This is a genomic window from Pseudomonas sp. M30-35 (assembly GCF_002163625.1).
GTDB lineage: Bacteria > Pseudomonadota > Gammaproteobacteria > Pseudomonadales > Pseudomonadaceae > Aquipseudomonas.
In genome coordinates this window covers 321,813-335,344 of record NZ_CP020892.1, presented here as the reverse complement: position 1 = coordinate 335,344, position 13,532 = coordinate 321,813, and the positions used below count along the sequence as shown (strand labels likewise).

At 52.9% G+C, this 13,532-nt stretch carries 11 protein-coding genes; 5 read left to right on the top strand and 6 right to left on the bottom strand.

Annotated elements, in window-relative coordinates:
• Positions 1–283: 283 nt before the first annotated feature.
• The 5 genes from B9K09_RS01420 (at position 284) to B9K09_RS01400 (ending at position 5,990) form a co-directional block, all read left to right on the top strand.
• Complete coding sequence (locus B9K09_RS01420; protein ID WP_087518935.1) at positions 284–1,774, top strand: aldehyde dehydrogenase; 1,491 nt, start codon at positions 284–286, stop codon at positions 1,772–1,774.
• 13 nt (positions 1,775–1,787) lie between these two features.
• Positions 1,788–3,170, top strand: coding sequence for an aspartate aminotransferase family protein (locus tag B9K09_RS01415; protein ID WP_087515173.1), 1,383 nt, complete (start codon positions 1,788–1,790; stop codon positions 3,168–3,170).
• Positions 3,171–3,308: 138 nt separating this feature from the next.
• Positions 3,309–4,292: an ABC transporter substrate-binding protein gene (locus tag B9K09_RS01410; RefSeq protein ID WP_087515172.1), complete on the top strand. Its 984-nt coding sequence runs from the start codon at positions 3,309–3,311 to the stop codon at positions 4,290–4,292.
• Positions 4,293–4,362: 70 nt separating this feature from the next.
• Positions 4,363–5,166 carry an ABC transporter permease gene (locus B9K09_RS01405; RefSeq protein WP_087515171.1) on the top strand — a complete coding sequence of 268 codons (804 nt, stop codon included), beginning with the start codon at positions 4,363–4,365 and terminating at the stop codon, positions 5,164–5,166.
• The gene (locus B9K09_RS01400) at positions 5,154–5,990 is read left to right on the top strand and encodes an ABC transporter ATP-binding protein (protein ID WP_087515170.1); all 837 of its coding nucleotides are present in this window, start codon (positions 5,154–5,156) and stop codon (positions 5,988–5,990) included. The genes B9K09_RS01405 and B9K09_RS01400 overlap by 13 nt, the downstream gene beginning before the upstream one ends.
• 66 nt (positions 5,991–6,056) lie before the next feature.
• Here B9K09_RS01400 and B9K09_RS01395 read toward each other — a convergent pair whose 3' ends face one another.
• The 6 genes from B9K09_RS01395 to B9K09_RS01370 all read right to left on the bottom strand — a co-directional run bounded on the left by B9K09_RS01395 (position 6,057) and on the right by B9K09_RS01370 (position 13,468).
• On the bottom strand, positions 6,057–7,376 hold the full coding sequence (locus B9K09_RS01395) for a PAS domain-containing methyl-accepting chemotaxis protein (protein WP_087518934.1): 1,320 nt from the start codon (positions 7,374–7,376) through the stop codon (positions 6,057–6,059).
• A gap of 393 nt (positions 7,377–7,769) precedes the next feature.
• Positions 7,770–8,648, bottom strand: a complete 879-nt coding sequence (locus tag B9K09_RS01390) for an ABC transporter permease subunit (RefSeq protein WP_087515169.1) — start codon at positions 8,646–8,648, stop codon at positions 7,770–7,772.
• Positions 8,645–9,526, bottom strand: coding sequence for an ABC transporter permease subunit (locus B9K09_RS01385; RefSeq protein ID WP_177408693.1), 882 nt, complete (start codon positions 9,524–9,526; stop codon positions 8,645–8,647). The genes B9K09_RS01390 and B9K09_RS01385 overlap by 4 nt, the downstream gene beginning before the upstream one ends.
• A 26-nt stretch (positions 9,527–9,552) precedes the next feature.
• Entirely contained in the window at positions 9,553–10,695 is a 1,143-nt protein-coding gene (gene potA, locus B9K09_RS01380; protein WP_087515167.1) for a polyamine ABC transporter ATP-binding protein, read from the bottom strand.
• A gap of 53 nt (positions 10,696–10,748) precedes the next feature.
• Positions 10,749–11,846 carry a polyamine ABC transporter substrate-binding protein gene (locus B9K09_RS01375; RefSeq protein ID WP_256574176.1) on the bottom strand — a complete coding sequence of 366 codons (1,098 nt, stop codon included), beginning with the start codon at positions 11,844–11,846 and terminating at the stop codon, positions 10,749–10,751.
• Between the two features lie 527 nt (positions 11,847–12,373).
• On the bottom strand, positions 12,374–13,468 hold the full coding sequence (locus tag B9K09_RS01370) for a polyamine ABC transporter substrate-binding protein (protein WP_087515166.1): 1,095 nt from the start codon (positions 13,466–13,468) through the stop codon (positions 12,374–12,376).
• Positions 13,469–13,532 lie beyond the last annotated feature (64 nt).

Sequence of the window (13,532 nt, the reverse complement as noted above, 5' to 3'; positions counted from 1 at the left end):
CGCTGAAACTCGAATAACTCACTGCTGTTATTGATTATGTCGGCCGTCCCAAGCTATCCGCACACTGCGCAGATGCGCAACTGCAAGGATAAAACCGCCTTCGCTTAACCTTACTGCACAATCACTTTGCATGGCGCTCCTTATTGGTGCTTGCTTAACCAGCTTTTTCATATACCCCGAAGACATATTTAATAATTTTCCTTAGAGCGCGCATCAGCCACCATCGACCCTACTGCAATCAACAACGCCTATTCAGTTTGGGCAGTGAGCGAGGGTGAGTCCGGTGTTTGAATTCAGTGACTGGCAACAACGTGCGCAGCAGCAACGCTTTATCACCACCGCGCTGATTGCAGGCCAACCGGTAACCCCTGCTTGCGGCACAACCTTCGCGGCCATCAACCCAGCCACCCAACAAGTGCTTGCCGAGGTAAGTGCATGCGGCGAGGCAGAGATTGATCTGGCCGTTAGCGCTGCGCGTGAAGCATTCGAGAATGGTTCTTGGGCGCGCATGGCCCCAGTGGAGCGTAAAGCCGTGCTGCAAAAGCTGGCCGCATTGATCCTCGAAAATCGTCAAGAACTGGCGTTGCTTGATTCCCTGAATATGGGCAAACCGGTGATGGATGCCTGGAATATCGATGTGCCAGGCGCGGCTAACGTGTTCGCCTGGTATGCCGAGAGCATCGACAAACTGTATGACCAGGTCGCTCCGACAGCGGCCAACACGCTGGCGACTATCACGCGCGAACCGCTCGGGGTAATTGGCGCCGTCGTGCCGTGGAACTTTCCGCTGGATATGGCCGCATGGAAACTTGCACCCGCATTGGCGTCCGGTAACAGCGTGGTGCTCAAGCCCGCTGAACAATCGCCCTTCTCGGCCCTACGCTTAGCAGAACTTGCGCTTGAGGCGGGCCTTCCCGCTGGCGTACTCAACGTAGTGCCGGGCCTGGGTGAAACCGCAGGCAAAGCGCTGGGGTTACACCCAGATGTCGACAGTCTGGTATTCACCGGCTCTACCGAGGTGGGCAAATACTTTATGCAATACGCTGCACAATCCAACCTCAAGCAGGTATGGCTGGAGTGCGGCGGCAAGAGCGCCAACCTGATATTTGCTGATTGCCAGAACCTTGAACTGGCCGCTGAGAAAGCTGCCTTCGGCATCTTCTTCAATCAGGGCGAAGTCTGCTCAGCCAATTCACGACTATTGGTTGAGCGTTCGATTCATGATCAGTTTGTTGAACTGCTTATCGATAAAGCCCGCGCCTGGTTGCCGGGTGATCCGCTCAACCCTGCGAGCACTGCCGGCGCCATTGTTGATTCCCGCCAGACGCAACGCATTCTCGACTACATCGAGCAAGCGCGTAATGAGGGAGCGCAAGTCGTCTGTGGCGCCAAGCAACGTGAGTTCAACGGCTCAACAAACTTCATCGAACCGACCATTTTGTGCAACGTCAGCAGCACTATGCAGATCGCCCGCGAGGAAGTGTTTGGCCCGGTGTTGGCGGTGATCGCATTCGACACTGAAGAACAAGCCATCCAGCTTGCCAACGACAGTGTTTATGGCCTCGCTGCATCGGTGTGGAGTGATGATCTGAACCGCGCTCACCGCGTAGCGAAAAAACTCAAGGCCGGCACCATTTCAGTCAATACCGTGGACGCGCTGGATGTCACCGTGCCCTTCGGTGGCAGCAAGCAATCAGGTTTCGGCCGCGACTTGTCGCTACATGCATTCGATAAATTCACCCAACTAAAAACAACTTGGTTTCAGCTGCGCTAAGAGGAGTTTTGTAATGACTGCCCCCTTCACCCCAAAACGCACAACCGAGGATTATCAAGCACTGGATGCGGCTCACCACATTCATGCATTCCTCGACCAGAAGGCGCTCAACGCAGAAGGTGCTCGCGTGATGGTCCGAGGCCAGGGCCTCAATCTGTGGGATAACGACGACAACCGCTACCTCGACGGCATGTCTGGATTGTGGTGCACCAATCTTGGCTACGGTCGCAACGACTTGGTTGCAGCGGCGACCCGCCAACTTGAGCAGCTGCCTTACTACAATATGTTTTTCCACACCACGCACCCGGCGGTGATCGAGCTTTCCGAGCTGTTGTTCAGTCTGCTGCCCGCTCATTACAGCCACGCGATTTACACTAACTCTGGCTCTGAAGCTAACGAGGTGTTGATCCGTACCGTGCGCCGTTACTGGCAAATTCTTGGCAAGCCACAGAAAAAAGTCATGATCGGCCGCTGGAACGGCTACCACGGTTCGACCCTCGCCAGCACGGCATTGGGCGGCATGGGTTTTATGCATGAAATGGGCGGCATGCTGCCTGATTTCGCCCACATTGGTGAGCCTTACTGGTACGCCGAAGGCGGCGACCTGAGCCCAGCCGAGTTTGGCTTGAAAGCGGCGGGCGAACTGGAGAGCAAGATTCTCGAACTCGGCGCTGAAAACGTCGCTGCATTTGTTGCCGAGCCGTTCCAGGGCGCTGGCGGCATGATCTTCCCGCCTGAATCGTACTGGCCAGAAATCCAACGTATTTGCCGCAAGTACGACGTGCTGCTGTGCGCCGATGAAGTGATTGGCGGTTTCGGCCGCACCGGTGAGTGGTTCGCCCACCAATACTTCGGTTTCGAGCCAGACACGCTGAGCATCGCTAAAGGTCTGACCTCGGGTTATATCCCAATGGGTGGCTTGGTGCTAAGCAAGCGCATGGCTGAAGTATTGGTCGAGCAAGGCGGCGTCTTCGCCCACGGCTTGACCTATTCTGGCCACCCGGTTGCCGCAGCCGTAGCCATCGCCAATCTCAAGGCGCTTCGCGATGAACAGATTGTCAGCCAGGTCAAAAACGACACCGGCCCTTACTTGCATAAAGCTTTGCGTGAGGTGTTTGCGGATCACCCGCTGATTGGTGAAATTCAAGGCACGGGCTTGGTCGCGGCGCTGCAGTTTTGCCAAGACAAAGCCACGCGCAAACGCTTCGCCAACGAAAGCGATATCACCTGGCAATGCCGCACATTTGGCTTTGAGGAAGGGGTCATTATTCGCTCAACCTTAGGCCGCATGATCATGGCTCCAGCACTGGTTGCCGATCACGCAACGCTGGATGAACTGGTCGAGAAAACCCGCCGAGCAGTAGATCGGACTGCACAGCAACTGGGTTTGCTTTAACCCTTAAAAAGCCCCGTAGAGGGTAAAGAAATACTCCAGTGCCGGCCCCGATGACCGGCGCAACGGACGTTTATTGGTCAACTGACCAGCTCTGCCACTACAAACCTATAACAAGCCGAAAGGCTGTGGGAGTGCGTTATGAACAAGTCCTTACGTAATTACTTCGCCCCAACTCTGCTCTGCGCTGCACTGGCAGCAGGCACTGCAACTGCTCAAGCCGGCACCTTGTCGATTGGGCACACCACCTGGGTCGGCTACGGCACGCTGTACTTGGCCCGTGACCTTGGCTATTTCAAGGAACAAGGCCTGACCGTTGAACTGACCACCGTTGAGGAAGCCGCCATGTATATGGCGGCGCAGGCTTCTGGTCAGTTGTCCGGCTCAGCCTCGACCATTGATGAAATACTCAGATATCGCTCCAAGGAGTTCTGCTTCAAGGCAGTTGCGGCTCTGGACGAAAGCTCAGGTGGTGATGGCATACTCGTCGGCAACGATGTGAATAGCTTGAGTGACTTGAAGGGCAAGTCAATTGCGGTGAACGAAGGTTCGGTTTCACAGTTCTGGCTGTCGTACCTGCTCAAGCAAAAAGGCATGAGCATGGCTGATCTGGATATCAAGAACATGACCGCAGACGACGCTGCAACCGCGTTTATTGCCGGGCGTATCCCCGCAGCCGTGACTTGGGAGCCGCATTTATCATTGGTTCGCACCAAGAAGATAGGCAAGGTTTTGATCGACAGTAGCCAAACACCTGGGGTGATTGTCGACGTGGTGGCACTGAGTTGCGATGTCATCGACAAACAACCTGAAGACGTGAAAGCGCTGGTCAGCGGCTTGTACAAAGCGGTTGAGTACACCAAAGAGCACCCGGCCGAAGCCTACAAGATCATGGCGAAGGGCGTTGGCGGCTACCTCTCCGACCCCAAGGAACTCGCAGAAGCCGCTAAAGGCGTGCGTTTCTACGACCAAGCCATGAGTGAAAAACTGCTCGGCACAGCTGAAACGCAAGGCGACATTGCCAACATCATCAACTTGGCCAATGAGACCTGGAGCAAACTGCAAGGCAAGACATACAGCGCCAGCTACAGCGACCTGGTCGATACCCGCTTCGTCACACCATAGCCTCGCCGCCCGCCGGTTGTTACGACAGCGGCGGGCCTTCTGACACTTGCGTATGCCTCGGAGACGCCGTATGGCTACTCAAAAATCTACCTTGCAGCGGTGCCTGACGCCCAAAGTTGAGCTTCCCGCAACACTTACCCTGACCGCCAGCATCGCCTGCTGGGTGTTGGTCTTAGGTTTATGGGCGCTTTTTTCTTATGGCGGCGTCGTTCCAACCATGTTTTTACCGACACCGGGTGCCGTACTGGACGCCGCGGTGCGCCTCGGCGCCGATGGCACATTAAGCAAGCACGTGCTGGCCAGTGTCGAAGTTGTGGTCATCGGTTTCGGTATTTCTTCATTGGTCGCCGTACCACTGGGATTGCTGATGGGCAGCTTTCGCATCGTTCAGGCACTGCTTGAACCGCTGGTTAATTTCATCCGCTATTTGCCGGTGACCTCTTTTGTACCGCTGTTTATTTTGTGGATTGGAATTGGTCTCGAACAGCGGGTCACGGTGATCATCTTTGGCGTGTTCTTTCAACAGTTGGTGATGATCGCCGACGTATCAAAAGGCATATCCAAGGATCTGATCAATGCCAGCTACACCCTTGGCTCCAGTCGCCGCGATGTGGTGATGCATGTGCTTGGGCCAGCCTCGCTGCCGGGAATACTCGACACCTTGCGCGTAACCATGGGTTGGGCGTGGACTTATCTTGTGGTTGCAGAGTTGGTCGCAGCCTCCAGCGGTTTGGGCTACATGAGCTTGAAAGCCATGCGTGGCTTTCAAGTAGACGTGATTTTCCTGGCCATCGCGATCATCGGCCTGCTTGGCTTGATGACCGATCAACTGTTCCGACTCTTACGCTTAAAGGTGGCCTCATGGGCGCAGTAGCTGCGGTGCGACACGACATTCAGGCATCTGTAACAGAGCCTAACGACCTGCCTGCGCGACTGCGTGTGAACAACGTCAGTCTGCGTTACGACACACCATCGGGCGGCGTTTTCACTGCGCTGGATAACGTCTCACTGGAAGTTCCTGACCAACAGTTCGCAGTGATAGTTGGCCCTTCCGGATGCGGTAAATCCAGTCTTCTTTATTTAACAGCCGGGCTTGCTGAGCCCAGCGATGGCGAGATATACGTGGGCGGGCAACGGGTTGACGGTCCCGGTGCAGACCGCGGCATGGTGTTCCAAAGCTACACGCTATTCCCGTGGTTGACCGTGCGCCAGAATATTGAGTTTGGGCTTAAGCGCAAACGCATGCCGGTTGCTGAGCGTAAAGAGGTGGTGGATTTCTATCTCAACGAGGTTGGCCTGACGTCTTTTGCGGATAACTACCCCAAACAGCTATCTGGCGGCATGATGCAGCGCGTAGCGATTGCTCGCGCATTAGCCAATGACCCGCAAATTCTGTTGATGGATGAGCCATTCGGCGCGCTCGACAGCCAGACCCGTATGCAAATGCAAAAGCTGTTGTTACGCATCTGGGAAAACCGCAAGAAGACCGTGGTGTTTGTCACCCATGACATTGATGAAGCCGTTCTGCTGGGTGATCGGATTTATGTAATGGGCGCACGGCCGGGTCATATTCAGCAAACGCTGGATGTGCCAATTCAGCGCCCACGTGACCTCGATATGGTTATGGATCAACAATTCATCGGCATGAAACGCCAGATCCTTGGTTTGCTGCACGACGAACTGGAAGACGCAGACTAATCAGATCAAGGTCGCGGCATCTATCGCTCGGTACTGGCGATAGATGCCGCGACCATTGATTGCTTCTTACTGCAGCCGCAGCGTGGTGCTGAACTGACTGATAGCATCCACAACATGCCGTGAACCTTGCTGGATTTCGAGAATCACCTCACCGGCCTCATTGGCCAGTTCGACGCCCTGTTCAGTTCGGCCCAAACTCGAACGCATGCTTTCAACTGCGCTGAGCGACAGTTCGTGGTTCTGGCGTACCACCTCGACAATCTCAAGTGTTGCCTTGCTGGTACGCGCAGCGAGACTTCGAACTTCATCGGCAACGACAGCAAAGCCACGGCCATGTTCGCCTGCCCGGGCCGCCTCGATAGCCGCGTTGAGTGCAAGCAGGTTGGTCTGGTCGGCAATACCGCGAATAGTCTGAACAATATTGCCGATCAGCTCAGACTGTTTGTTCACCGCATCAATACTCTTCGCCGCATTATTCAAGTCGCTGGAGATATCTTCAATCACCTTGACCGTTTGCTGCACAACTGAAGAACCTTTCTGCGCGCACGTATCGGTTTGCAATGAGGTGGCATGCGCAGCATCTGCAGCGCTTTGCTGGCCAACCATTTGCTCGGTGATATCACTGGCAAACTTAACCACCTTGTACAAGCGGCCTTTGGCATCAAAGATCGGGTTGTAAGAGGCTTCAAGAAAGATTCGCTGGCCGCGACTGTCAACGCGCTTAAAACGCCCGGAATGAAATTCACCACGGTTCAGCGAGGCCCAAAAGTTCTTGTATCCCATCGACTCGCTTTCACTGCGGTCACAAAAAATACGATGGTGTTGGCCTTTCACTTGATCAAGTGAGTAATGCGTCGTTTTCAGGAAGTTTTCATTGGCACTTAGGATGTGCCCATCCGGGGAAAACTCAATGACTGCCATCGAACGGCTCAGCGCATCCATAATGCTTTTGCCTTCACGTTCCCGGTGCACCTGCTGAGTAACATCGGAGGCAATTTTGATCACGCTCACAACTTGATTATTAGCGTCTCTAACCGGCATGTAGCTGGCTTCAAGCCAAAGTTCGCGCCCTGACTTATCCAAACGCATAAAGGTGTCGCTGATCGGCTCACCTCGCGCCAGATCGGCCCATAGCTTGGTGTACGCCTCGCTGCGATAATAAGACTCCTCGCAAAAGATTCGGTGATGCTTGCCGCGGATCTCCTCCGCGCCATACCCCATGGCTTCACAGAAATTCTGATTAGCATCGAGAATGATGCCGTCAGGGCGGAATTCAATCATCACCATTGAACGACTGATTGCCGCTAACTTCTCACTGACCGCAGCCAATGCAATCGTTGCGCGCTCTTGTTCTAAGCGATCTGTTTTACGCAATGCATTAAACATGAAGTGACCCTCGCCGGCCCTGTATTCAATTAGAAACTGCATACACTGATATTGCACAAGCACATACACATTGCTTATGTATTAATACTTATTAGCTAATCCATTAATCGCTATATCGACACAACTTTTAATACGCGAAAATCTTTACAAGCTTTACACTGAAACTTGTACAGGCTGCGTAATCAGTGGGATTCAACCGCACGCCACTATTTAGCCACTACTGACAATTTAACTATGCAGCTTTGCTTGGCATTCGTCATCAGTACAATAGTATTAATCAGCCATCCCAGTTGCACAGCGCATAACTATTAATCGACAACTACGGTTAAAGCTTTAAATTTAAAGTATAAAAAAACGGGCCAATAAGGCCCGTTTTTATTCACCGTTTATCAATCAGCTTTTGGCGCTCGTCGGAGCTTGCTTCCAAGTCGATTTTGTTCCCTCGTCAATCGCCTGTTGAACTGCTTTCTTGCGTGCGTTTTCCGCACGACGAGTCAGCGCCCAGACCATCAAGGTCACCAGCGATACCGAGAGCAGGATCAGACTGGCGATGGCGTTGATCTCAGGTTTAACCCCAAGACGTACCGCCGAGAACACTTCCATCGGCAAGGTCGTAGAACCCGGCCCGGAAACGAAGCTCGCCAATACCAGGTCATCCAGCGACAGTGCGAAGGACATCATTGCACCGGCTGCCAACGATGGCGCGATCATTGGAATGGTGATCAAGAAGAACACCTTCAATGGGCGCGCGCCGAGGTCCATCGCCGCTTCCTCGATCGACAGGTCCAGTTCACGCAAGCGCGACGACACAACCACAGCCACATAGGCGGTGCAGAAGGTGGTGTGCGCGATCCAGATGGTTACGATGCCACGCTCCGATGGCCAGCCTAAAATCTGCGCCATCGCCACAAACAGCAGCAACAACGACAGACCGGTGATGACCTCTGGCATTACCAGTGGGGCGGTGACCAAGCCACCGAACATGGTGCGGCCTTTAAAGCGTGTCACACGAGTCAACACAAACGCTGCCATCGTACCCAGCACCACCGCAGCAATTGCGGTGTAGCAGGCGATTTCCAGCGAGCGCATGACCGCACTGATCAACTGCGTGTTATCAAGCAAACCGACGTACCACTTAACCGACCAGCCACCCCAAACGGTTACCAGACGGGAACCGTTGAACGAGTAGATGACCAAGATAAGCATCGGCAGGTAGATAAACAGGAAGCCGACCCAAAGCATAATGTTGGAGAAACTAAAGCGCTTATTCATGCCCTGCCCTCCATCTCTTTGGCTTGGTTACGGTTGAACAGGATGATTGGCACGATCAACAGCGCCAGCATCACCACCGCCAGTGCCGAAGCAACCGGCCAATCACGGTTGTTAAAGAACTCTTGCCAAAGCACTTTACCGATCATCAGCGTTTCTGGACCACCCAACAGTTCAGGAATCACGAACTCGCCTACCGCTGGAATGAATACCAACATGCAGCCCGCAATGATGCCGTTTTTAGACAGCGGAACAGTGATTTTCCAGAAGCTGTTAAAGGTGCTTGAACCGAGGTCAGAGGCTGCTTCAAGCAAGCTCTGATCATGTTTAACCAAGTTGGCAAACAGCGGCAGAATCATAAATGGCAAGTACGAATAAACAATACCGATGTACACCGCAAAGTTGGTATTGAGTATCTGTAACGGCTCACTGATAACCCCAATCGACATCAGGAAACCATTGAGCAAACCGTTGTTACTGAGGATGCCCATCCAGGCGTAAACCCGGATCAGGATCGCAGTCCAGGTCGGCATCATCACCAACAGCAGATAAACCATCTGCATTTCTTTGTTGGCACGGGCAATCGCGTAAGCCATTGGATAGCCAATGAACAGGCAGATCAACGTGCTGATGAAAGCCATCTTCAGCGAGCCCAGATAGGCTGCCACGTACAGTTCATCTTCGGTGAGGAAGATGTAGTTACCCAGATTGAGAATGATCGACAGCTGACCTTCAGCCCAGGTGTAAATCTCGGTGTATGGCGGAATCGCGACGTCTGCTTCGGCAAAGCTGATTTTCATCACGATGATGAAAGGCAGCAGGAAGAACAGAAATAGCCAAATGAACGGAATGCCGATTACGACATGCCGGCCCTTGGGCATCCGGCGACTGATGCTTCGGGATATGTTCATGAGCGCAATGCCACCCCGCTATCGTCCTCCCACCAGACGAAGACTTGGTCGTCCCAAGTAGGTCGTGCGCCACGGCGCTCAGCGTTAGCCACGAAGGACTGAACGATCTTGCCACTTGGCAGCTGCACGTGGAATACCGAGTGACCGCCAAGGTAGGCGATGTCATGCACAGTACCGCGCGACCAGTTGTATTCGAATGCTGGCTGTTCAGTGGTGACCAGCAGTTTTTCAGGGCGAATCGCGTAGGTGATGCTCTTGTCTTGTACCGAGGTACTGACACCGTGGCCCACAAAAATATTGCGTTCAAGGTCTGGGCTGTCGATCAGCGCATGCGCTTCAGCATCTTCAACCACCTGGCCTTCAAACAGGTTGACGTTACCAATGAACTCGCAAACCAGGCGACTGGTCGGTGTTTCATAAATATCAATCGGGCTACCGATCTGCGCAATCCAACCCAGGTGCATAATGGCAATGCGCTGGGCCATGGTCATGGCTTCTTCCTGGTCGTGGGTCACCATTACGCAGGTCACGCCTACGCGCTCGATGATCTCAACCAGTTCCAACTGCATTTCAGAGCGCAGTTTTTTATCCAGAGCGCCCATTGGCTCATCGAGCAACAGCAGCTTCGGGCTTTTCGCCAGAGAGCGTGCCAGTGCCACACGCTGACGTTGACCACCCGACAACTGATGCGGCTTGCGCTTGGCATATTCGGTCATGTGCACCAACTTGAGCATCTCGGCAACACGCGCCTCAATGTCAGCTTTTGGCATTTTGTCTTGCTTGAGACCGAAAGCGATGTTTTCAGCCACAGTCATATGCGGGAACAATGCGTAAGACTGAAACATCATGTTGATTGGTCGTTCGTATGGCGGCATATCGGTGATGTCTTCACCGTCGAGGAAGATGCGCCCCTCGGTCGGTCGTTCAAAACCTGCCAACATGCGTAATAGCGTTGATTTTCCCGAGCCAGAACCGCCTAGCAAGGCAAAGATCTCGCCTTTATTGATAGTCAGAGAGACATCTTCAACGGCAACCGTTTCATCAAATTTCTTGGTCACACGTTCGATTTTAACCAGCACCTCTTTCGGTTGCTGATCACCCTCAAGGACCTTTTTATAGGTGCTAGAAGCAACTGCCATTACCAAAACTCCCGCGAAATCGCGCCCGCCGACTTGGCAGCGGGCTGCTTAAATTATTGTCCCGACTTAATCTTGGTCCAGCTGCGTGTCATTAGACGCTGGATCTTGCGAGGCATTTCCTGCTGGATATACAACCGATCCAGCACCTCTTGTGGTGGGTATATCGATGGATTTGTGCTGACATCCTCGTCCATGAACTTGGCGGACTTAATGTTAGGATTGGCGTAGCCCACGTAATCACTTACACCGGCAATCACTTCAGGTTGCAGCAAGTAATTGATAAACGCGTGCGCTTGTTTGACATTTTTCGAGTCCGCTGGAACTGCCATCATGTCGAACCAAAGGTTGCCGCCCTCTTTGGGAATCGCGTAAGCGATATCAATGCCTTTACCCGCCTCTTCAGCACGGTCTGCAGCTTGCAGTACGTCGCCGGAGAAACCCGCGGCCACGCAGATATTGCCGTTAGCCAAGTCACTGATAAATTTTGATGAGTGGAAGTAAGTCACGTATGGACGCACTGCCAGAAGCTTCTCTTCCGCTTTCTTGTAGTCGTCCGGGTTCTTGCTGTTTGGATCAAGGCCCATGTAGTTAAGAACTGCCGGGATCATTTCATCCGCCGAGTCAAGGAACGACACGCCACAAGCAGTCAGCTTCTTCATGTTCTCTGGTTCGAACAGCACCGCCCACGAATCGATATGGTCGACACCCAGTACTTCTTTAACTTTATCGACGTTATAGCCGATGCCATTGGTGCCCCACAGATAAGGCACGGCATACAGGTTGCCCGGATCATTGGTCTCTAGCTGCTTGAGCAAGCGCGGATCAAGATTTTTCCAGTTAGGCAGTTGGCTACGGTCCAGTTTCTGGAACGCGCCAGCACGAATTTGTTTACCCAGGAAATTGTTAGACGGCACCACGATGTCATAGCCGGTATTGCCAGACAGCAGCTTGCCTTCAAGGGTTTCGTTGGAATCGAATACGTCGTACACCGGCTTGATGCCAGTGGCTTTCTGGAAGTCGGCTAAGGTGTTCTCGCCAATGTAATCACTCCAGTTGTAGATATGTACTGTCGACTCAGCTGCTTGGGCTGCAGTCGCTACGCCGAGTGCTAGTAAGCTTGCGGTCAGAGTTTTGCTTATTGAGAATCGCACACGTAAGTCCTCTTATTATTGAGCGGCCAAAAAAGGGCCGGCACTGTATCGGATAAAATTGCTTCTGTTCAGTAGTCCATTGCTTGTCAGGCTGAACAACACGGTATTTACCGCGCTCCCTGGCGACCGAGTAGCTGATCGCGAGATCTCAAACTGAACGCACATAGCGGCGAACAGAAGAATTGAACAATACATGCAAGCTCCCTTTTCCAGTTGACCGGGCACAGCTAAGGAACCTCTGAAAAACTACTGCGCTAGGGATTACTGCGGCAGCCGATGCTGGGGCAGCCCGTGCTGGGTTGAAAAGCTGCTCAACATGCACATTTAGGACAACTAAAGTCGAGCGCGACCCCGGTCGCTATCTCGCACCTTTTCGCCTTGTACTCCCGTCGCTCACTACCTTTTTCAGAAGCTCCTGAATGCCAGGAAAGCTGTATCCATTTTTGATACCACCAGCGGGTTACAACTTCTGCATCAGGCGGAGGTTTCCCGCCTGATGCAGAGCTACAGTCTTAAATCAACAACGCTTAACGGCCCGACTTGACCTTGGTCCAGCTGCGGGTCATGGCACGCTGTACCTTCGGAGACAGCTCAGTGAAGGTGTACAACTTCTTCGAAGCTTCCTCGGTTGGGTAGATACCTGGGTTATTGCGAATTTCTTCCGAAACCAGATGCGTTGCAGCAGCGTTACCGTTCGGGTAAGCCACATAGTCAGAAATTGGCGCAATGACTTCAGGTTCGAGGATGTAGTTGAGGAAGGTATAAGCCTCTTCAGCATTCTTCGCGTCAGCTGGAATAGCCATCATGTCGAAGAATGCAGCCGCACCCTCTTTAGGAATGGCATAACTGACTGGCACGCCATTCTTGGCTTCTATAGCACGCGCCTCGGCTTGGAAGACATCACCAGACCAACCCAGCGCCACGCAGATGTTGCCGTTAGCCAGGTCCGAGATGTACTTGGACGAGTGGAAATAGGTGATATCTGGACGAACTTTGAGCAGCAGTTCTTCGGCTTTTTTAACATCTTCGACACTTTGTGCGATCGGGTTCAGACCGAGGTAATGCAACGCAGCTGCATAAACTTCCTCAGGCGCGTCAAGCATGGCAACACCGCAAGGCTTGAGCTTATCCATGTTCTCTGGTTTGAACATGATGTCCCACGAATCGATCTTATCCACGCCCAGCGCAGCTTTAACTTTTTCTGGGTTATAGCCAATGCCCGTGGTGCCCCACAAGTACGGGAATGCGTACTGATTACCTGGGTCCGCGGCTTCAAGTGACTTCATCAAATCTGGATTGAGGTTTTTCCAATTTGGCAGTTTTGACTTGTCCAGCTTCTGGAAAACACCCGCCTTGATCTGCTTGGCCAGAAACTGGTTAGACGGCACTACAACGTCATAACCCGAAGTACCGGCAAGCAGCTTGGCTTCCAGCGTTTCGTTGCTGTCGAAAACGTCATAAACCACTTTGATGCCGGTTTCTTTCTGGAAATTTTCCAGGGTGTCTTCAGCGATATAATCGGACCAGTTGTAGACGTGTAAAACCTTATTCTCAGCCTGTGCTGCTCCCACTACAGCACCTGCCAAGGACAACGCGAGAAGGGTTTTGCCGAAAAATTTCATGCGTAAAGCTCCTGTTGTTTTATAAGTTATTCCAGAAGATGGCGCAGCCTGTTTGCACCACCTT

Excerpts from the sequence above, each read along its gene's own strand:
- B9K09_RS01415 (WP_087515173.1), top strand. The coding sequence starts at position 1,788 with ATGACTGCCCCCTTCACCCCAAAACGCACAACCGAGGATTATCAAGCA.
- B9K09_RS01410 (WP_087515172.1), top strand. The coding sequence starts at position 3,309 with ATGAACAAGTCCTTACGTAATTACTTCGCCCCAACTCTGCTCTGCGCT.
- B9K09_RS01405 (WP_087515171.1), top strand. The coding sequence starts at position 4,363 with ATGGCTACTCAAAAATCTACCTTGCAGCGGTGCCTGACGCCCAAAGTT.
- B9K09_RS01400 (WP_087515170.1), top strand. The coding sequence starts at position 5,154 with ATGGGCGCAGTAGCTGCGGTGCGACACGACATTCAGGCATCTGTAACA.
- B9K09_RS01395 (WP_087518934.1), bottom strand. The coding sequence starts at position 7,376 with ATGTTTAATGCATTGCGTAAAACAGATCGCTTAGAACAAGAGCGCGCA.
- B9K09_RS01390 (WP_087515169.1), bottom strand. The coding sequence starts at position 8,648 with ATGAATAAGCGCTTTAGTTTCTCCAACATTATGCTTTGGGTCGGCTTC.
- B9K09_RS01385 (WP_177408693.1), bottom strand. The coding sequence starts at position 9,526 with ATGCCCAAGGGCCGGCATGTCGTAATCGGCATTCCGTTCATTTGGCTA.
- potA (WP_087515167.1), bottom strand. The coding sequence starts at position 10,695 with ATGGCAGTTGCTTCTAGCACCTATAAAAAGGTCCTTGAGGGTGATCAG.
- B9K09_RS01370 (WP_087515166.1), bottom strand. The coding sequence starts at position 13,468 with ATGAAATTTTTCGGCAAAACCCTTCTCGCGTTGTCCTTGGCAGGTGCT.